General features: G+C 63.5%; 15 protein-coding genes. 3 read left to right on the top strand and 12 right to left on the bottom strand.

Annotation, left to right across the window (positions count from 1 at the left end; genetic code table 11):
- Nucleotides 1-142: 142 nt before the first annotated feature.
- From NKJ04_RS04065 to NKJ04_RS04055, 3 genes are all read right to left on the bottom strand, one after another.
- The gene (locus NKJ04_RS04065) at nucleotides 143-892 is read right to left on the bottom strand and encodes an enoyl-CoA hydratase-related protein (RefSeq protein WP_013533649.1); all 750 of its coding nucleotides are present in this window, start codon (nucleotides 890-892) and stop codon (nucleotides 143-145) included.
- Nucleotides 893-906: 14 nt separating this feature from the next.
- On the bottom strand, nucleotides 907-1,545 hold the full coding sequence (locus NKJ04_RS04060) for an acyl-homoserine-lactone synthase (protein ID WP_013533650.1): 639 nt from the start codon (nucleotides 1,543-1,545) through the stop codon (nucleotides 907-909).
- Nucleotides 1,546-1,641: 96 nt separating this feature from the next.
- On the bottom strand, nucleotides 1,642-2,373 hold the full coding sequence (locus NKJ04_RS04055) for a helix-turn-helix transcriptional regulator (RefSeq protein ID WP_352673611.1): 732 nt from the start codon (nucleotides 2,371-2,373) through the stop codon (nucleotides 1,642-1,644).
- A 248-nt stretch (nucleotides 2,374-2,621) separates the two neighbouring features.
- On the opposite strand from NKJ04_RS04055, the gene NKJ04_RS04050 reads away from it, so the two are divergent.
- Nucleotides 2,622-3,470 carry an ABC transporter substrate-binding protein gene (locus NKJ04_RS04050; RefSeq protein ID WP_352673609.1) on the top strand — a complete coding sequence of 283 codons (849 nt, stop codon included), beginning with the start codon at nucleotides 2,622-2,624 and terminating at the stop codon, nucleotides 3,468-3,470.
- 61 nt (nucleotides 3,471-3,531) lie between these two features.
- Here the strand turns inward: NKJ04_RS04050 and NKJ04_RS04045 are convergent, their stop codons facing one another.
- Nucleotides 3,532-3,981 (bottom strand): tellurite resistance TerB family protein, encoded by a 450-nt coding sequence (locus NKJ04_RS04045; protein WP_352673608.1) that lies wholly within the window; start codon nucleotides 3,979-3,981, stop codon nucleotides 3,532-3,534.
- Between the two features lie 123 nt (nucleotides 3,982-4,104).
- Between NKJ04_RS04045 and NKJ04_RS04040 the strand changes: the two genes are divergently transcribed.
- A complete protein-coding gene (locus NKJ04_RS04040) occupies nucleotides 4,105-5,751 on the top strand; it encodes a lysine--tRNA ligase (RefSeq protein WP_352673606.1) in 1,647 nt (548 codons plus the stop codon).
- On the opposite strand, the gene NKJ04_RS04035 is transcribed toward NKJ04_RS04040, so the two are convergent.
- The 8 genes from NKJ04_RS04035 to NKJ04_RS04000 form a co-directional block, all read right to left on the bottom strand.
- Entirely contained in the window at nucleotides 5,717-6,568 is an 852-nt protein-coding gene (locus NKJ04_RS04035) for a thermonuclease family protein (protein WP_352439628.1), read from the bottom strand. The genes NKJ04_RS04040 and NKJ04_RS04035 overlap by 35 nt on opposite strands.
- 9 nt (nucleotides 6,569-6,577) lie before the next feature.
- Nucleotides 6,578-7,246, bottom strand: coding sequence for a S24 family peptidase (locus NKJ04_RS04030; RefSeq protein WP_352439629.1), 669 nt, complete (start codon nucleotides 7,244-7,246; stop codon nucleotides 6,578-6,580).
- A 115-nt stretch (nucleotides 7,247-7,361) separates the two neighbouring features.
- Nucleotides 7,362-7,916, bottom strand: a complete 555-nt coding sequence (locus NKJ04_RS04025; RefSeq protein WP_023811352.1) for a thioesterase family protein — start codon at nucleotides 7,914-7,916, stop codon at nucleotides 7,362-7,364.
- A 65-nt stretch (nucleotides 7,917-7,981) separates the two neighbouring features.
- Nucleotides 7,982-10,201 carry a 3-hydroxyacyl-CoA dehydrogenase NAD-binding domain-containing protein gene (locus NKJ04_RS04020; RefSeq protein WP_352673603.1) on the bottom strand — a complete coding sequence of 740 codons (2,220 nt, stop codon included), beginning with the start codon at nucleotides 10,199-10,201 and terminating at the stop codon, nucleotides 7,982-7,984.
- Between the two features lie 14 nt (nucleotides 10,202-10,215).
- Nucleotides 10,216-11,424: an acetyl-CoA C-acetyltransferase gene (locus tag NKJ04_RS04015; protein WP_127295300.1), complete on the bottom strand. Its 1,209-nt coding sequence runs from the start codon at nucleotides 11,422-11,424 to the stop codon at nucleotides 10,216-10,218.
- A 32-nt stretch (nucleotides 11,425-11,456) separates the two neighbouring features.
- Nucleotides 11,457-12,626, bottom strand: a complete 1,170-nt coding sequence (locus NKJ04_RS04010) for an acyl-CoA dehydrogenase family protein (protein ID WP_023811355.1) — start codon at nucleotides 12,624-12,626, stop codon at nucleotides 11,457-11,459.
- 121 nt (nucleotides 12,627-12,747) lie between these two features.
- Nucleotides 12,748-14,559 carry an acyl-CoA dehydrogenase gene (locus NKJ04_RS04005; protein ID WP_352673602.1) on the bottom strand — a complete coding sequence of 604 codons (1,812 nt, stop codon included), beginning with the start codon at nucleotides 14,557-14,559 and terminating at the stop codon, nucleotides 12,748-12,750.
- Nucleotides 14,560-14,865: 306 nt separating this feature from the next.
- Nucleotides 14,866-15,324 (bottom strand): MerR family transcriptional regulator, encoded by a 459-nt coding sequence (locus NKJ04_RS04000; protein WP_127811260.1) that lies wholly within the window; start codon nucleotides 15,322-15,324, stop codon nucleotides 14,866-14,868.
- Between the two features lie 455 nt (nucleotides 15,325-15,779).
- Between NKJ04_RS04000 and NKJ04_RS03995 the strand changes: the two genes are divergently transcribed.
- The gene (locus NKJ04_RS03995) at nucleotides 15,780-19,841 is read left to right on the top strand and encodes a peptidoglycan-binding protein (protein ID WP_352673600.1); all 4,062 of its coding nucleotides are present in this window, start codon (nucleotides 15,780-15,782) and stop codon (nucleotides 19,839-19,841) included.
- Nucleotides 19,842-19,850 lie beyond the last annotated feature (9 nt).

Here is a 19,850-nt window from a genome sequence, read left to right as displayed (position 1 = left end):
TTTTCACCCACATCTATCAATACACTCCCCTCACAAAACACAACCTCTGCGGCGTCTGTCCCTACATCCGCCCATCTTCTTTTTCTCGCGGGCCGGGGGGGGGGGTGGGGCCGGGCGGGGCCGCGTTCCTTGATGCTTTCGCTCAGGCCGCGAGCCGGGCGATGCGCTGCAATCGCCGCAGCGTGGTGTCGTCCTGCAGCGCCTGCTGGAAAAGCGAAATCTCCTGATCGATGCGGTCGCAGAGGGCCTCGGTGTTCCCCTTCAGCAGGCCGCGCGTCTGCAGCAAGGCGGCGACCGGCTTCTTGACGAGTTGTCTTGCCCGGCCGAGAGCCGCCTCCTCGACGGTGCCTCCCGGCACAATCTCCGCGACAAGGCCGAGCGCCCTGGCATCTTCGGCGCGAAGCGTGTCGCCGAGGCAGAAGAAGCGGAAGGCACCGGCATAGCCGAGCTTCTGCGGCGCCAGGATGCTGGTCGCCGCATCCGGCACCAGGCCGAAATCGACGAACGGCACCCTGAACGTGCTCTCATCGGACGCGATCACCATGTCGCAATGGAACAGGATGGTGCAGCCGACACCGACGGCATCGCCATCGACGCAGGCAAGGATGGGCTTGGGAAACGTCGCCAGCGTGCGGAACAGGTCGGTGACGGCGGCAATCAGTTTCTGGTGCTTGGTGGCGTCGAGGAATTCGGAGAAGTCGCCGCCCAGGCAGAAACAGCCTGCCAGGCCGCGCAGCACGACGACGCGAACCTCCTCATTATCGGCGGCTTCATGGAAGGTCCTTGCCAGGCTTTCATAGGCCCTCCTGTCCAGCACCGGCCGGCCGTCACTCGACGACACGGTGACGACCAGCGTGTGGTTGCGAAGTTCAGGTTGCGGATGTGTGCTCATGGCTGTCTCCGATCTCATGACGCACGCCTTTGCCCGAGCATGTCAGGATATCCCCTGGCCAGCACGGGAGCAAAATGATTGCGGCGCGACCGCACCACATCGAGGGTGTGTTCGTTGAAGGTCAGCAAAGTGGCGACGACCTGCTGGTTGCCATAGGTGCGCTGATAGCCCAGCGGGGTCGCCAGGAAATGCAGTTGCAAGGCGCGCAGCACCCACATCGGCTCGAACTCGATGATCACCTTGTCGACGCCGCGCTTCAGCCCCCACTCGACGAAACCGGCAATCAGTTCGGTGCCGACGGTCGAAACGCCGCGACGGCCGTCACGAAAACCGGGAGCCACCGCGTAGCGGGTCAATTCCCAGATGTTTGGACCCGATGGCGGCGTTCCTTCGGAAAGATCGGTCAAGACCTCGGTCAGCAGATGTGGCCGCGTCGTCGGCAACATCCTCTGATAACCTGCCACTTCACCGCCCCTGATGACGATCTGATGGACCGCCTCGTCGTGATCGAACTGGTCGAGTTCGAGCCCGTCAGGCCGCCTGAGGTCATCCCACCCCATCTCTTCGACGAATATCTTGTAGCGCAACCGATGGACGGCCTCCCAAAGGTCGGGACGTTCCATCAATTCCTGGGTTGTAAGGGAAAAAAGCATTCCGCCGTCTCCTGCGTTCAGAGGAAGATACGGCCGTGCTTTGATGAGAAAATTGCGTGATCGCGTAGGCAAAAATTCCAGGTCGGCACGGCCGACCTAACTAATGTAGCCGCGCCGTATCGCTTCCGCGACGGCCTGCACCCTGTTGACGGCACCTAGTTTGCTTTTGGCGTTAAGAAGATGTTTCTCCGAGGTGTGTTCGGAAATGCCGAGGATTTGCGAAATCTCCCATTCGGACTTGCCGACGGCGGCCCATTGCAGGCATTCGCGCTCCCGCGGCGTCAGCACGATATGATCGATGGTGCTGTTCGCCATGGTGTGGAGTTGCATGGCGCGGCCAACCGCGTAGGTCGAGACCAGCGACACCTGGCCGAATTCGGCGACGGACAATTCCACGGCCTCGCCGCCGAGCGACACCATGACGATCTGGCCGTCGAGCGTGATCAACGGAAAGGCCAATCCATCACGCAGTTTGAAGGCGCCGGCATCGCCCATCACTTCGCCGCAGCTCTTGTCGATGCGGATGCCCTGCGACGCCTCGTGCCACTGGAAGGGCGCCTGCAACTGTTTCATATGGCTGACGACGGGGTCATGATCGACATAGTTGCGCGCGACATAGCGCTCCAGCCACTCTCCCGGCCAATCGCAGAGAAGCACATGCTGCTTTTGCTGGCCGGCCGGCGTGCCTGGCTGCGGTACGGTTCCAGCCATCAGTGCGGTGAGACCGAAATCCGATGTTATGCCCAGCAGCCTTTCACAGACCGCCGCCGCCGTTGCGGCGTGCTGCAGTTGGTCTATGTATTCCAGCGTGCGATCGAACTGACCCATCGCAACATCAACCCCATGTTGCCTCGTGCATTGCGGCCAATGATGCGTGCCTGATTTACACTTCGCCACCGACCACGGATTGCAAATCGCATACTTATTTTGTGGCTTCCCTCACCGAGGCGGCCGGAGCTGATTTGCAAACCGGTTGAATCATATCCTGAAATCGGCGGGTTGAAATCAAAAACCATTGTGCCTGTACCATTTTCGTACCAAAACCGGTGCGAGCACGACTGTGGCGGAGTTTTATCTTGGCGTTCCGGTGGAGATCCTTCGCCTTTGCGATGCTGATCGGATTGCTGTCGTTCGCCGCCGGCGCGCGCGCCGCGGCGCCTCAGGTTCCGATGCTGTGGGATGCCAAGGAGCGGCTGCCCAAACCAGACCTTTCGACGCTGCCCCGGCTGAGATTCCTGACCACCACGGACTTCCCGCCCTTCAACTTCCTCGACGGTGCGGGAAAGCTGTCCGGCTTCCATATCGATCTGGCACGCGCCATCTGCGCCGAGCTTGGCATCGTCGAAAAATGCCAGATCCAGGCCCTGCCTTGGGCCGAGCTGGAAGGCGCACTGCGGAAAGACGAAGGCGAGGCGATCATCGCCGGCATCGCCGCAACACCGGAATCGCGCACGACCTACGCCTTCTCGCGCTCCTATCTACAGTTTCCAGCGCGCTTCATCATGCCGAAGAGCAAGGCACTGACCGAGCCCATCTTTGACAAATTGCACGGCAAGCGTGTCGGCGTGATATCAGGCTCGGCGCATGAGCGCATGCTGCGCGACTATTTCAGCACGGTTCAGGTCATCCCTTTCGACAGGCCGGAAGACCTCTATGCCGATCTCAAGGCCGGCAAGGTCGACGCCGCCTTCGGCGACGGCATGCGCCTGGCTTTCTGGCTGGGCGGCTCGGACGCGGCGGGCTGCTGCCGCTTTGCCGGCGGGCCCTATCTGGCGCCCGAATATCTGGGCACTGGCATGGCCATCGCCACCAAAGCGGACAATCCGGCGCTGGCCGCCGCGATCGATTACGCGCTGCAGGAAATTTCGATGAAAGGCACGTTCGCGGAATTCTATCTGCGCTATTTTCCGGTGAGCTTTTTCTGATCCGGTTCCGGTCAGCTTTGCCGGCCTGAGCCGAATCTCAACAACGCCCGGCCAAGGACTTTCAGGTCATCGTGCGCAGCCGCGCCTTGGCCGCGCGGCCGATGGCAGCAACCGTCAGCGTGTCGAGGTCGAGCTGCCGCCGGATCAGCTGCAGCACCCGCACCTCTTCCATGCGCATTTCGAGGTCGACGGCGGCAACCTCGAAGGCGGCGGCATAGGCGGTATCGCGCAGCCGCTCAGGCAAGACCTCGGCGACTTCAGCCAGCACGCCCTCCAGCCCATGCTTTTCGTGCAGACGCTTCTGGCAGTCCTGGGCGACGCCGACAAGCCTGTCGTGGTTGAAGTCCTCGAACACCGGCCAGGAGCGGACAACCTCGCCGATCCGCGCCAGTTCGACATCGGTCATGTCGCGGTCGGAGGCCGAGGTGATGACCATCAGATAGATCAGGGCTTCATGAGGTGTCGGCAATTTTTTCTCCTCGAACCGGACCTCGAAGTTAGGAACGCCCATTCTGCACCGCAAGGAAAAAGCGCCGCACGCGTTGACGCTCCGGCGCTGCACGCCTAGAGACCGGTTGAAAAACCCTTGCTGCGGCCCGCCTTCGGGCCGGCAAATGATTTGGAAAACTGTGACATGGCGGGATCAAACATCATCGATCTCAACCCCGAGCTACTGGCGGCCGCGACCGAAAGCAAGGCGTGGCCGTTCGAGGAGGCCAAAAAGATCATCGAGCGCTACAAAGGCGCCGACTTCCCGCAAACAGTCCTGTTCGAGACCGGCTACGGGCCGTCCGGCCTGCCGCATATCGGCACGTTCGGCGAGGTGGCGCGCACCTCGATGGTGCGCCATGCCTTCCGCGTCCTGACGCAGGACAAGGTCGCGACCAAGCTGCTGTGCTTTTCCGACGATATGGACGGCATGCGCAAGATACCCGACAGCGTGCCGGACCGCGCCGCGCTCGAGCCGCATCTGCACAAGCCGCTGTCGTCGGTCCCCAACCCCTTCGGCGGCGACTATGCGAGCTTCGCCGACCACAACAACGCGATGCTTTGCCGCTTCCTCGACACGTTCGGCTTCGACTACGAGTTCGCCAGCGCGACGCAATACTACAAGGCCGGCCGTTTCGATGCGATGCTGCTGCGCGCCGCCGAACGCTATGACCAGATCATGGCGGTGATGCTGCCGACGCTCGGGCCCGAGCGGCAGGCGACCTACAGCCCGTTCCTGCCGATCTCGCCCAAGAGCGGCCGCGTGCTTTACGTGCCGATGAAGCATGTCGACGCCAAGGCCGGCACCATCACCTTCGACGACGAGGGCACCGAGACCACACTTTCGATCACCGGCGGCCGCGTGAAGCTGCAGTGGAAGCCGGATTTCGGCATGCGCTGGGCAGCCCTTGGCGTCGATTTCGAAATGTTCGGCAAGGACCACCAGACCAATGCGGTGGTCTACGACCGCATCTGCAACATTCTGGGCGGACGGGCGCCGGAGCATTTCGTCTACGAACTGTTCCTCGACGAGAACGGCCAGAAGATCTCGAAGTCGAAAGGCAACGGGCTGACCATCGACGAGTGGCTGACCTATGCGCCGACCGAAAGCCTCGGGCTCTACATGTACCAGCGGCCGCGGCAGGCCAAGAAGCTGTATTTCGACGTCATCCCGCGGGCCGTGGACGAATACTATACGTTCCTCGCCGCCTATCCCCGGCAGGACTGGAAGGAACGGCTGGGCAACCCGGTCTGGCATATGCATGACGGCAACCCGCCCGCGATCGACATGCCGGTGCCGTTCTCGCTGCTGCTCAATCTGGTCAGCGCTTCCAACGCGCAGAACAAGGATGTGCTGTGGGGGTTCATCTCGCGCCATACGCAAGGCGTGACGCCAAAGACGCATCCCGAGCTCGACCGGCTGGTCGGCCATGCGATCCGCTATTTCGACGATTTCGTGAAGCCGACGAAAACGTTCCGGCCCGCCGACGAGATCGAGCGCGAGGCGCTGGCAGCCCTCGACGAAGCGCTTGGGGCGCTGCCGGCCGACGCCAGCGGCGAAGCGATCCAGAACGCCTCGCTCAATGTCGCACGCAGGATCGAGCGCTATCAGGATCATTCCAAGCAGAGCCCGGAAGGCGGCCCCGGCGTATCGGGCGCCTTCTTCCAGATGATCTACCAGGTGCTGATCGGCCAGGAGCGCGGCCCGCGCTTCGGCTCGTTCGCAGCACTCTATGGCGTTGCCGAGACACGTGCGCTCATTGAGCGGGCGCTGGCTGGTCAGCTGGCTTGAGCACGCCATCGACCTCTTCGAGGATCGAACCCGGCGCCTGAGGCGCCGGGCCGGGCGCGGCCGGCATCGCCGGCATGCCGGACAGATCGGGCGCCGATCCGAAAATGCCCTTCTTCGCCGTGCGCGCCTTGTCGCCGGCCTCGATATAGGGGCCGCCCTTGGCGGCGCGCGCCCAGCCATTTTCGACCAGCCACTGACCGACATCCTGCTTGCCGATCCGGCACTCGGCTGCGATCAGGTCGCGGCCACCTTGTGGCGGCACCGTGCAGACCACCGCGCGGCCGCGCAAGAAGGCGCGGAACGCCGTCCGCGCCCGGACGCCGCACGGCCAGGACTTGCCGTCCTCGCTGCAGGTCTCGTCCTGCCTCACGATGTCGATACCGGAAACCGCGACCGAATAGCCCTTCGCTTCGATCAGGCCGGCGGCCGGCGCAACCGGCTGGAACAGCTTTGTGCCGTTCCAATCGTCGGGCATTTTCGGCTTGGGCGGCACAGCCAGCGCGAGCTTGCTCAACGGCTCGCGCGGCTCGACCCGTTCAAGCCCGTCGGCGGGCAGTTCCGGCGGCGCGACGATTTCGGGATCGATTGCCCTTGAATGCGGCCCCGGCTTCGGCGGCTGTGGAGCTGCCATGGCTGAGGTGGCCGGCTCCCGCGGCACCGTCCCGGCAGCCTGCTGCGCCATCGTATCGGCGCCCGGATCAAGCTGGTCCACCGTGACGACGCTGTCGCTTCCTTTCAGCGTGCGACCGCCAGCGACGACCATGGCCGCCATCACAGGGAGCAACAGAACCGCCAGCGCATGATGGAGAAGCCGCACCAGCCTGACCTATTGGCTTGCCCAGACAATCCGTGCCACCCACTCGACATCGCGCATGGGAATGTCGCGGTCGGGATGATCGGGATTGAGCGAGACCAGCGCAATCGACTTGACGCTCTGGCGCTCGAGCACCTTGGCCATCACCTCACCTGATGTGGTCTTGACAACGACGCGATCGCCCTTGCGGGTGACGGCGCCCGGTTCGACGATGAGGACGTCGCCATTGCGGTAGAGCGGCAGCATGGAATCGCCCTGCACCTGCAGCGCGTAGGAGCTCTCGGTCGATTGCGCCGGCAGTTCGACCAGATCCCAACCCTGCCCGACTGGAAAGCCGGCATCGTCGAAGAAGCCGCCTGCGCCGGCTTGGGCAAAGCCGAGCAACGGCACGGAGCTTCTGCGGGCGACCGAAGCGGCATTGCTGGTCGAGGCACCATTGCTGATCCCGGGCCGGCCTTCGATCAGACTGGTGAATTCGTCGAGTGAGGCGCCCGTCGCCTCGATGATCTTGGCCAGTGATTCGGTCGAGGGCCAGCGCGGCCGGCCATCCGACGACAAACGCTTCGACTTGTTGAAGGCAGTGGAATCGAGCCCCGCACGCTTGGCCAAACCCGAGGCCGAAAGCGAATAGCGCTTGGCAAGAGCATCGATGGCAGCCCAGACTCGGTCGTGCGAGAGCATGCTCGCTCTCCTTCGGTGCAGGAAAAAATACCTTTCCCTTCTAGTCTTGGAATGTCGTTTTGTCCACCGGTCGTGGAGTGGTTGCAAACGTTCCCGTCGATCGCGGAAAGTCCGATTACCGGGATCGATCGACGCCCTTGGCCAAGCTGCGCAGACCCTGGTGCGATGTCATGAAAATCCGCTCCGTTTGCGTCGGTGGCCGCGGGTTCACGGCACGACCAAGTGCCGCAACGACCTCGTCAATCTCAAGAAAGTTGCGAGCCTTGCGATCGTAGACGCCGGCTGTCGTCAGGATCAACGCGGCCGTCTCGCCATTGTCGAGGACGAAGCGGTGCTTGCCGACAACCTGGGTGCCTTCCCAGGTCTCGATCGAGGACACCACTTCGAAGCGGCGCCACAGCCTGATCTCGCGTGCATAGACCGCCTGCAGTCCGCCCATCATCGGCGCCCAGCCATTCTTCCTTGCCAGCGTGATGAGGCCTGCACGAACAAACAGGTCGATGCGGCCGAGATCGGCCAGCATCATGTAGCGCGCATTGTTGAGATGGATGTTGAAATCGATGTCGGTCGGCAGGCAGCGGAAAGCCAGCCGGCCTTCGCCGCCCATCACATAGGGGCCACGGCTGCGTGCCGTGGCCATCATGCGCACCATGCGCGCCCAGACATACATTACAGCGCCGCGCGTCCTCTTGGACGCGCAAAGGACGCTGTAAGACTCCTGATTTTACCCATGCGTCAGGCTGCCTGCTTCACGTCGCCTTTCGCATAGGGATCGAAGCGCTGGTAGAAGGTCTCGCCCTTCTCGGCCATGTCGAGCAGCAGCTTGGGTGCCTTGAACTCGGCGCCGTATTTCTTCTGCAGGTTCTTGGCGATCTTGACGAACGCCTTGGCGCCGATGCCGTCGATGTAGGACAGCGCACCGCCGGTGTAGGGAGCGAAGCCGAAAGCGAGGATCGAGCCGACATCGGCCTCGCGCGGGTCGGTGACGATGCCTTCTTCCATCACCCGCGCCGCTTCCAGCGCGATGGTGACCAGCAGCCGCTGCTGCAGTTCCCCATAATCGACCTTCTCGGGTGCAAGCTGCGGATAGAGATCCCTAAGGCCCGGCCACAGCTTCTTCTTGGCGGGCTTTGCCGGGTAATCGTAAAAACCCTTGCCGTTCTTGCGGCCGAAGCGGCCGTGATCGTCGACCATGGTGTTGATCAGCGCCATCTGCTTGGGATCGACCGCCTTGTCGCCCAAATCCCTGATGGTCTGCTTCATGATCTTCTGGGCAAGGTCGATGGCGGTCTCGTCGGTCAGCGCCAGGGGGCCGACCGGCATGCCGGCTGCCTTCGCCGCGTTCTCGATCATCGGCGCGGGAACGCCTTCGATCAGCATCTTGTAGGCTTCCGACATGTAGCGCAGCACGCAGCGATTGACGTAGAAGCCGCGCGTGTCGTTGACGACGATCGGCGTCTTCTTGATGGCGCGAACGAAGTCGATCGCGGTGGCCAGCGCCTTGTCGCCGGTCTTCTTGCCCAAAATAATCTCGACCAGCATCATCTTGTCGACCGGCGAGAAGAAATGGATGCCGATGAAATTCTTCGGCCGCGCCGAATTCTTGGCCAGCGACGAGATCGGGATGGTGGAGGTGTTCGACGCGAAGATCGCCGATGGCTTCAGCACGGCTTCCGCCTGTTCGGTGGCGCTCTTCTTCACGCTCGAATCCTCGAAAACGGCCTCGACCACCAGATCGCAGCCGGCAAGGTCGGCATAGTCCGCCGTCGGCGTGATCAGCGACAGCAGTTTGTCCTTGTCCTCCGGCTTGGCGCGGCCCTTCTTAACCTGATCCGAGATCAGGCCGTCGGAATGCGCTTTGCCCTTGGTAGCCGACTCCAGATCACGGTCGAGCAGCACCACCGGGATGCCGGCCTTGGCGGTGACATAGGCGATGCCCGCGCCCATGAAGCCGGCCCCGAGAATGCCGACCTTCTTGAACTTGGTTTCGGGCACGCCGGCTGGGCGGCGGGCGCCCTTGTTCAGTTCCTGCAGCGACACAAACAACGAGCGGATCATCGCCGCCGCTTCCCTGGTCTGCATGATCTCGGTGAAATAGCGCTGCTCGATGCGCAAGGCGGTGTCGAACGGCACCAGCAGGCCTTCATAGACGCATTTGAGGATCGCGGCGGCGGCGGGATAGTTGCCGTAGGTCTCGCGACGCAGGATGGCGATGGCCGGTGGCCACAGATTGGCGCCCGCCACCGAGTAGATCGGGCCGCCGGGCAGCTTGAAACCCTTCTCGTCCCAAGGAGCGACCGGCTTCAGGCCGTTCCTGATCATCGCCTTGGCGGTCTCGACCAATCTGACCGGCTCGGCGATCTCATGGATCAGGCCCATAGACTTGGCCTTCTGCGGCGACAGTGTCTGGCCGGAGGTCAGCATCTGCAGCGCCTGCTGCTGATCGGTCAGCCGCGGCACGCGCTGGGTGCCGCCGGCGCCCGGGAAGATGCCGATCTTCACCTCCGGAAGCGCCATCTTCACCTTGTCGCTGTCGGCGGCGACACGGCCGTGGCAGGCGAGCGACAATTCGAAGGCGCCGCCCATGCAGGTGCCGTTGATCGCGGACACCCACGGCTTTCCGCAAGTTTCCAGCTTGCGAAACAGGCCGGTCATCATGCCGGCATTGTCGAACAGCGCCTTGGTCGCCTTTTCGGCGTCCTTGCCCTTTTCCGCGGCGAAGGTCGTCAGCATCTTCTGCAGCAGGGTGATGTCGGCACCGCCGGAGAAGGTGTCCTTGCCGGAGGTGATCACCGCACCCTTGATGGCGGCGTCACCAGCCACCTTGTCGACGATGGCGTTCAATTCCCGCATCGCCTCTTCGGTGAAAACGTTCATCGAGCGGCCAGGCATGTCCCAGGTGACCAGCGCAATGCCGTCGGCGTCGATGTCGAGGGTGAAATTGGTGTAGCTCATCGTTTCTCTCCCCGTCAGACGCGTTCGATGATGGTTGCGGTTCCCATGCCGGCGCCGATGCACAGCGTCACCAGAGCGGTGTTGAGATCGCGGCGCTCGAGTTCGTCCAGCACCGTGCCGAAGATCATCGCGCCGGTGGCGCCGAGCGGATGACCCATAGCGATAGCGCCGCCATTGACGTTGATCTTGTCGTGATCGATGTCGAACGCCTGCATGTAGCGCAGCACCACCGAAGCGAAGGCTTCGTTGAGCTCGAACAGGTCGATGTCCGAGAGCTTCATCTTGGCGCGCTTCAACAGCTTCTCGGTGACGTCGACCGGGCCGGTCAGCATCAGCACCGGCTCGGAGCCGATGTTGGCGAAGGTACGAATGCGCGCGCGCGGCTTCAGCCCCATCGCCTTGCCCGCCTTCTTCGAACCGAGCAGCACGGCGGCGGCGCCGTCGACGATGCCGGACGAATTGCCGGCATGATGGACGTGATTGACCTCTTCCACCTCGGGATGCTTCTGCACGGCGACGGCATCGAAGCCGCCCATTTCGCCTGGCATGACGAAGGACGGGTTGAGCGAGGCCAGCGACTGCATGTCGGTGGACGGGCGCATATGTTCGTCATGGTCGAGGATGGTCAGGCCGTTCTGGTCCTTGATCGGGACGACGGAATTCTTGAAGCGGCCATCGGCCCAGGATTTGGCGGCGCGCTTCTGGCTCTCGACCGCATAGGCGTCGACGTCGTCTCTGCTGAAGCCGTATTTGGTGGCGATCAGGTCGGCCGAGATGCCTTGCGGCACGAACCAGCCGGGCAGGCCGACCGAAGGATCCATGAACCAGGCGCCGCCCGAGGCGCCCATGCCGACACGCGACATCGATTCCACGCCGCCGGCAATGACGATCTCATCGGCGCCCTGCGCGATCTTGGCGGCGCCGAAATTGATGGCGTCGAGCCCGGAAGCGCAGAAGCGTGAGATCTGCATGCCGGGCGCCTTGGTGTCGTAGCCGGCCTCGAAGGCGGCGGCGCGCGGAATGACCGAGCCGGCTTCGCCGACCGGATCGACGCAGCCGAAGATGATGTCATCGACATTGCCGGTGTCGAGCCCATTGCGGTCGCGCAGCGCCTCGAGCGTCTTGGCGGCAAGCCGCACCGCCGGCACCTCGTGCAGCGATCCGTCCTTCTTGCCCTTGCCGCGCGGTGTGCGCACAGCGTCATAGACATAAGCTTCAGCCATTGCTTGCTCCTTGGGTTTGCCGGTCGTTGCCCTCAGAGAGAGCGGCCGATCAGCAATTTCATGATCTCATTGGTGCCGCCGTAGATGCGCTGGACGCGAGCGTCGCGGAACATGCGGGCGATCGGATATTCATTCATGTAGCCATAGCCGCCATGCAGTTGAAGGCATTCGTCGACGACTTTTCCCTGCAGGTCGCTGAGCCAGTACTTGGCCATCGACGCGGTCACAGGATCGAGGCCGCCGGCGATGTGGCGGGTGACGCAATCATTGTAGAAGACGCGGCCGATGGTGGCCTCGGTCTTGAGTTCGGCCAGCTTGAACTGGGTGTTCTGGAAATCGATGATCGCCTTGCCGAACGCCTTGCGCTCCTTGACGTAACGAATAGTCAGCGCCAGCGCCCGCTCGATCATCGCAATGGCGCCGGTGCCGATCTGCAGTCGCTCCTGCGGCAGTTGCTGCATCAACTGGACGAAGCCCTGCCCTTCCTCGTGGCCGAGCAGGTTGGAGGTCGGCACGCGCATGTCGTTGAAGAACAGCTCCGACGTGTCGTTGGCCTTGAGCCCGATCTTGTCGAGGTTACGGCCGCGCTGAAAACCTTCGACCTCGTCGGTCTCGACGACGATCAGTGAGGTGCCCTTGGCGCCCTTCTCCGGATCGGTCTTGGTGACGACGATGATGAAGTTCGCAAGCTGCCCATTGGTGATGAAGGTCTTGGAGCCGTTGATCTTGTATTGATTGCCATCCTTCTGCGCCCGCGTCTTGACGCCCTGCAGGTCAGAGCCGGCGCCGGGCTCGGTCATGGCGATGGCGCCGATCAGCTCGCCGGTCGCCAGTTTCGGCAGCCATTTCTTTTTCTGCTCCTCGGAGCCGTAGTGGAGGATGTAAGGGGCGACGATCGAATTGTGCAGGCCGATGCCGAACCCGTCGACACCGACATGGCCGATAGCCTCGATGATAGCGCTCTCATGCGCGAATGTGCCGCCGGAACCGCCATATTCCTCCGGCATCGAGGCGCAGAGCAGGCCGGCGGAACCTGCCTTCAGCCAGCTTTCGCGATCGACCATCTCGTTCTTCTCGAACTCGTCGTAGCGCGGCGCGATCTCCTCCGACATGAAGCGATGCGCCATGTCGTAGAGCATGCCGACCTCGTCCGCCGCCCAGGCGGGCTTCGGAAGGCCAAGGATTTCAGCTGGGTTGGTCATGCTGGTATGATACTCCTCCCGAGATGCATCATCGAAACTGAAGCCGGCGCACTGCCGCAACGACCCCTCCCGGCCCTTCGGGCCACCCTCCCCTCGAGAGGGAGGGGGACGCAGGTCATCTTTAGAACGCTTCCGCCGGCAGTGCCATCAATGTGTCGGCGCCGCTCGAAATGCGGTCGAGATGCGCCGACGTCTCCGGCATGATCCGCTCCATGAAGAAGCGCCCCGTCACGACCTTGTTGTCGTAGAAAGCCACGTTGTTTTCATAAGAGGATTGCGCGCCATTGGCGTCAGTCTTGCCAAGTGCCACCTTGGCCATCTGCGCCCACATATAGCCCAGAGCAACCAGGCCGAAGAGATGCATGTAGTCGGTCGAGGCCGCACCGGCATTGTCGGGCTTGGCCATGCCGTTCTGCACCAGCCACATGGTCGCCGCCTGCAAATCGTTGAGACCTTTCTTCAGCGCCTTGGTGAATGGCGCCATCTTCTCGTCGGAGCGGTTCTCCTCGCAGAACTCACCGACCTCCTTGAAGAAGGCCTGCACGGCGCGGCCGCCATTCAGGCCGAGCTTGCGGCCGACGAGGTCGAGCGCCTGGATGCCGTTGGCGCCTTCATAGATCATGGCGATGCGGGCATCGCGCACGAACTGGCTCATGCCATGCTCTTCTATATAGCCGTGACCGCCGAACACCTGCTGCGCCATGACGGCGTGGTCGAACCCTTTGTCCGTGAGCACGCCCTTGACCACCGGTGTCATCAGGCCGGTGTAATCGTCGGCGGCCTGGCGGTCCTTATCGTCGCCGGAGCGGTGGGCAATATCGGACTTGATCGCCGTCCACAGCGCCAGCGCGCGGCCGGCCTCGTTGAAGGCTTTCATGGTCATCAGGCTGCGGCGGATGTCGGGATGGACGATGATCGGGTCGGCCTTCTTGTCCGGCGCCTTCGGCCCCGACAATGAGCGGCCCTGCAAACGGTCCTTGGCGTAGCCGACAGCGTTCTGGTAGGCGATCTCCGACAGCGAAAGCCCTTGCAGGCCCACACCAAGGCGCGCCTCGTTCATCATCGTGAACATCGCCTTCAGGCCGCCATTGGCCTCGCCGAGCAGCGTGCCCTCAGCCTCGTCATAGTTCATGACGCAGGTCGAATTGCCATGGATGCCCATCTTCTCCTCGATGGAGCCGCAGGAGACGGTGTTCCTGGTGCCCGGATTGCCCGACGGGTCGAGCTTGAGCTTCGGCACGATGAACAGCGAGATGCCCTTGACGCCTTCCGGCGCGCCCTCGATGCGGGCCAGAACCAGATGGACGATGTTGTCCGACATGTCGTGTTCGCCGGCCGAGATGAAGATCTTCTGGCCTGAAATTTTATAGGTGCCATCGCCGTTCGGCACCGCCTTGGTGCGCAACAGGCCGAGGTCCGTGCCGCAATGCGGCTCGGTCAGGTTCATGGTGCCGGTCCAGGCACCCTCGATCATCCTCGGCAACCATGTCGCCTTCTGCTCGTCGGTGCCGTGGGTGATGATCGCGGCGATCGCACCCTGCGTCAGGCCCGGATACATCATCAAGGACATATTGGCCGAGACCATATATTCGGCGACAGCGGTGTGCACGGCATAGGGCAGGCCCTGGCCGCCGAACTCGACGGGTGCGGCCAATCCCATCCAGCCGCCCTCACGATACTGGTCGAAGGCCTCCTTGAAGCCTTTCGGCGTGGTCACCGAGCCATCGTCGTGACGCACACAGCCTTCCATGTCGCCGACACGGTTCAGCGGATGCATGACGTTTTCGGCGAGCTTGGCGCCTTCGGCGAGGATCGCCTCGAGTACATCGGGCGTGGCATCGGCAAATCCGGGAAGGTTCGAATAACGCTGGTAACCCAGAACCTCGTTGAGCACGAACAGCGTATCCTGTACCGGAGCCCTGTATGTCGGCATGCTTTTTCTCCACCCTGCAAACCCGGTCCGAATACCCCGAAGACAAGCCAGGGCGGCATGCGGACCCATATTGGGAGTGGGATAGCAAAAATTGACGTTTGCGTAAACGTCAATTTTTTCGATGCGACAAGATTCCCCGCCCACTGGAGCAATGAGCGTAGCGGCGCGACGTTGCGCAAGCCAGCGCCGAAAGGCCATAAGAGTGGGCTAGGACAACGAAAGCCGCGTGGCAGGCCACGCGGCTCGACAGAACTTGGACAATCAGCGGACGACTTGGTGTCTGGCGCAACTCCGGACGGAATTGCTTTAGCTGGCGGCGCTCGCCTGCGGCGCCGAACGCTCGCTCAGCATCTGGCGCACCGCCGACATCGAGCCGCTCAGCTCGTTGATGGCGTCGTCGATCAGCGCCCTTTGCTTCTGCAGGCGGGCAAGCTGCTTTTCCGACTTGTCCAGCGCGAGCTTGAGCTGCTTGGTGTTTGAACCGGTCGGATCGTAGAGATCCATCATCTGCTTGACGTCACGCAGCGAGAACCCGACCTTGCGGCCAAGCAGGATCAGCTTGAGGCGGGCCTTGTCGCGGCGCGTGTAGAGACGGGTCGACCCGTCACGCTGCGGGTTGAGCAGGCCTTTGTCTTCGTAGAAACGCAGCGTGCGCAGCGTCACTCCATATTTCTTCGCCATCTCGCCGATGCGGACGAGGTCCTCGCCGGCTTCGGCAGATATATTGGTATTGGCCGCGGTCTCGCCGGCCGAGATAAGCTTCATGGTCACTGGCTTTCCCCGTCTGGTGGCGTCGCGGTCTCGGACCGTGCGTCGCCTGACTGGAAGCGGGGGCCTGCTTCCAGTCGTGGTTTCAACAAACAAATCGCAAACATGCGCTCAATGCGCCTTTTACGTTTACGTCAATTCTATACCGATTGCCGCATGATGACGCAAGGGCGTTCTGCGCGCCGCCCTTTATGCCGCACCGTCAGGCCGGCAGCCGACATCCTTTCGATTTCTTAAGTTTGGTTAACGCGTTGTTTACCACGTTGGGGGAAATGTGGGCGCGTCGGCTACCCGTGTTTATCCTGTATCGAATTTTTCACGGTTTTTCGGAGCGCGGGCGAGAGCCCGGGAAGCTCGTCTTCCGCCGCGGCATCGCCGCCGGTCGCCTTCGTTCCGATAGGGACCTGGGGGAACTGGCCGCGAGCCAGCCATTCTGAAAGACGGACGCACCGATGAACAGCAAGCGGTCCTATCTCGATACACTCAATGCCGGCAGGCAGCGCAGGCCGCAGACCACGCTCGAGCAGTTGAACCAGTCGCTGGAGACGCTGGAGCAGCGGCTGGAGCGGACGCGCGAGGATCCGATGGCACGTTCCGATCCCCGCCAACCAGATCTGCGCCAACCCGATCCCCGCCAATATGGTGCCGACGCGCGCTATCCCGCCGCCCGGCCCTCCGGCCAGCAGCGCTGGTATGAGGACCCGCAGCCCGCGCCGCGTCCGAAGAGCCCAATGCAGGGAGCCGCCGCTTTCGAGCAGAATTACCAGGCCATTGCCCGCGATATCGATCGCGTGCGCGGCCAGGAGGATGGCGTTGCCATGGTCGGCAAGATCGCCGGCGAATTGCGCGGCATGCGCGAGGAACTGCGCCACCAGATGACCGCAGGTCTGCAGCGGGAATTCGAAGCGCTGCGCAAGGACATCGAGCGGGCTTTCCAGTCAGGCGCAAGGCCCGGTGCTTTGGCCAAGGGCAGTGCTGAACTCGGCCTTGAGTTCGAGCGGCTTTCGGGCGCCATCCAGACCCTGGCCGAGAAGAGCGACGACAGAAGCGTCAACATGCTGCGGCTCGAACTCGAACAGGTCAAAGCCGCACTCGACACGCTGGCACGCGAAGAGAGCGTGCAGAAGGTCGACCGCCGCTGGGACGATTTCGATCGCCGCTGGACGGCGTTCGAAGACCGCGTCGACGCCGACCAGCGCAAGCGCTCGGACGACCCGGGCCTGTCTGCTCTGACGGCCCGGCTGGAGCAAATCAGCAATGCCGTCAACAATTTGCCGGAATCGTTGTCGCTGCGCTCGCTGGAGGAGAAGGTGCGCACGCTTGCCGGCGCTGTCGACCATTTCGCCAGCCAGCAGGACAATCGCGGCAGCGACACACTTGGCATGATCGACGAGCGGCTGGACGAGATCTCCCGCGCCATCGTCGCATCCACGGTCGCGGCGCAAGCCAATTCATTCGACCACGAGGCTTTCGAGCGCATCGAGAGGCGGATCGACTCGCTTGCCAGCCAGATCGAGGAAGTGGCGCAGGATCGTCCAGGCAACGCGGTCATGGACCGGCTGAGCACGCTGTCCGGTCGGGTCGACGAGCTCGGCGGTCGCGCCAATCTGCCCGAGCAGGCGATGGAGCGCCTGGCCAAGCAGATCGCACTCATCGCCGACAAGATCGACCAGGCGCCCGCCATGCCTGACGCCGACTACATCTTCCATGGGCTGGAGCAGCGCTTCGACGTGCTGTCGAGCATGATGGAACGCCGCCAGGGTGACGCCATCGAACAGGGCAACATGCTGTTCCGCGATCTCGAGCGCAGACTGGACGAGGTTGCCGACAGGCTCGACCAGCGCATGCCGCAGGTCGACAGCGCCGGCATCATGGAAGCCATCGATGCCCGCTTTACGGCGCTCGCCAAGCGTATGGAAACGCGTGTGCCCGATCCCGCGGGCGAAGCCGCGATCCGCGGCCTGGAGAGCCGGCTCGAAGACATTTCAAGCCGGCTGGACGCGTCGGCCGCACAGGTCGCCGGCATCGATCCGGCGCTGATCCGCAGCCTGGAAGCACAGGTTGCCGGCCTGTCCGCTCATCTTTCCAAGCCCAGCACCCCGCTGCCGGAATTCGAGGACATCAGCCCGCGTCTCAACGAAATTGAAAAGTCGCTCGCAGGAACCCGCGATTCCATCCTTGGCGCGGCGCGCGAAGCGGCCGAGAACGCAGTGCAATCGCTGGCCGGTTCGAGCGCCAATACGACCGCGGTTTCCGGCCTCGCCCAGGATTTGAAGACACTTGAAACGCTGACGCGGCGCTCCGACGAGCGCAATTCGAGAACGTTCGAGGCCATCCACGACACGTTGCTCAAGATCGTCGACCGGCTAGGTTCGCTCGAACCCGGCGAGCCGGTCGAGGCGATGAGCGAATTGCTGGATGCGGCACCGGCCGAGCCGAGCAACTGGCGCGGCGCCCGGCGGCCCAAAATGGCTGTCGACGCGCCGTCGATGGATATCGATCAGCCCCTGCCATTGACCGGGGACATGGCCGATCTCGATGGCCGTGCCGCCGCCATCCTGCGCAACGAGCCGAGTGCGCGTGGCGACCTGGGTACGCGTGGCGACCTGGGTACGCGTGGCGACCTGGGTATTGGTATCGGCACGCGCACGCCGGCCGAGGCTGCGGCGGCGGCTGCCATGGCCGCGCTCGGTTCGGACACGATCGCCGAGAAAGGCGAACAGGCAGGCGGCCGCAAGTCGTTGTTCGGTGGCCTGGCTCGCGCCTTCAAGGGCAAGAAGGAGGCGGACATGCCGCCACTGGCCGGCTCGGCGCCGAGTGCCCCGATCCCGAGCGTCGATCTCGACGAGCCGCTCGATCCGAAAATGGCCAACCGGCCGCTGGAGCCCGGCTCCGGCGCACCTGACCTCAATGCCATCATGAAGCGCGTGCGTGACGAGCGCGGCCAGCCGGCCAAGCCCAGCGACACCGATGCCGCCAAATCGGATTTCATCGCCGCGGCCCGGCGCGCGGCGCCGGCCGCGGCCGCCGAGGCCGATGCGCTGAAGCGCCAGTCGACGGTGACCGGACCGGTGAAGGCGCTGCGGATCGGCGACCTGCTCAAGGCACGGCGCAAGCCAATCCTGATGGGGACAACCGCGATCCTGCTGGCGCTGGGCGCTCTGCAACTGGGCAAGGCCTTCTTCGCTGATCCGGCCCAGGTGGCGAGCAACGATGTCGCGCCGATCGTCGCCTCGCAGCCGGTGCAGACCGCCTCGCTCGATGCCGCGAGCCAGCCAAAGACGGACGCGCAGCCCGCGGCAGTGGAAAGCGCGCCGGACCATGCCGTCAGACAGGCCGAGCCGTCCGCACCGGCAACCAAGGACGACATGGCCGCGCAAAGCATGATTGCCACGCCGTCAGGCGCCGAGCCGTCGATGGGTGCCGCGCCGACCGCCGAGCCGGTTCCGGCGCCCGTCGCCTTGGCCACATCGGCCGATGCGAACCCAGCGGTGTCCGAGACAACAGCCCCGGCTGCGCCGCCCTCGACCGTTCCGGTCGCCCCGGAAGCTGCCGATACCGACACCGGCATCCAGCCTATGGCGGCAGAGCCGACCATCGCCAAGGACACCACGGGCGCGGTTCCGCCGGTGGACGCTTCGCCGGCGACGACGGCAAAGTTCGACATTCCCGCTGACGCCGGCCCGCCCGCCTTGCGTGATGCCGCCGCCGGCGGCGACGCCAAGGCGCTGTTCGAAATCGGCTCGCGCTATGCCGAGTCGCGCGGCGTCAAGGAAGACATGGCGGCAGCGGCCAAGTGGTACGAGAAATCGGCGGAACTCGGCTTCGCGCCGGCCGAATACCGCATCGGAAATTTCTACGAAAAGGGCGTCGGCGTCGCGCGCGACATCAAGAAGGCGAAGACCTGGTACCAGCTTGCCGCAGCACAGGGCAACGCCAGCGGCATGCACAATCTAGCCGTCCTGTTCGCCATGGCGGCAGACGGCGTGACCGACAATGAATCGGCCGCGCACTGGTTCCAGGCGGCGGCCGATGTCGGCGTCAAGGACAGCCAGTTCAACCTCGGCATCCTCGCCGCTAAGGGCGTCGGCATGAAACAGAACCTCGAGGAATCCTACAAATGGTTCGCGCTTGTCGCCAAGACCGGCGACAAGGATGCGGCGGCCAAGCGTGACGAGATCGCCAATGCGCTGCGGCCCGAGCAGCTCGAACGCGCCCGCGCCGCGACTGAGCTGTGGAAGGCCAAGCCGTTGGATGCGGCGGCCAATTCGGCCGACATTCCTGAATCCTGGCAGGACGGCACACCGCAGACGACAGCCAGCATCGACATGAAGAAGGCCGTCCAGAACATCCAGCGCATTCTCAACAAGAACGGCTACGACGCCGGCGGCGCCGACGGCAAGATGGGCCAGAAGACGAAGACCGCGATCATGGCTTTCCAGACCGACAACAAGATGCCGGCGACCGGCGAAGTCGATGAAAAACTGGTCAAGGCGCTGCTGGCGCGCAAATAACGGCGGAGG

This window comes from Mesorhizobium sp. M0618 (genome assembly GCF_040320765.1).
Taxonomy (GTDB): domain Bacteria; phylum Pseudomonadota; class Alphaproteobacteria; order Rhizobiales; family Rhizobiaceae; genus Mesorhizobium.
This window is presented reverse-complemented; position numbering and strand designations above follow the sequence as displayed.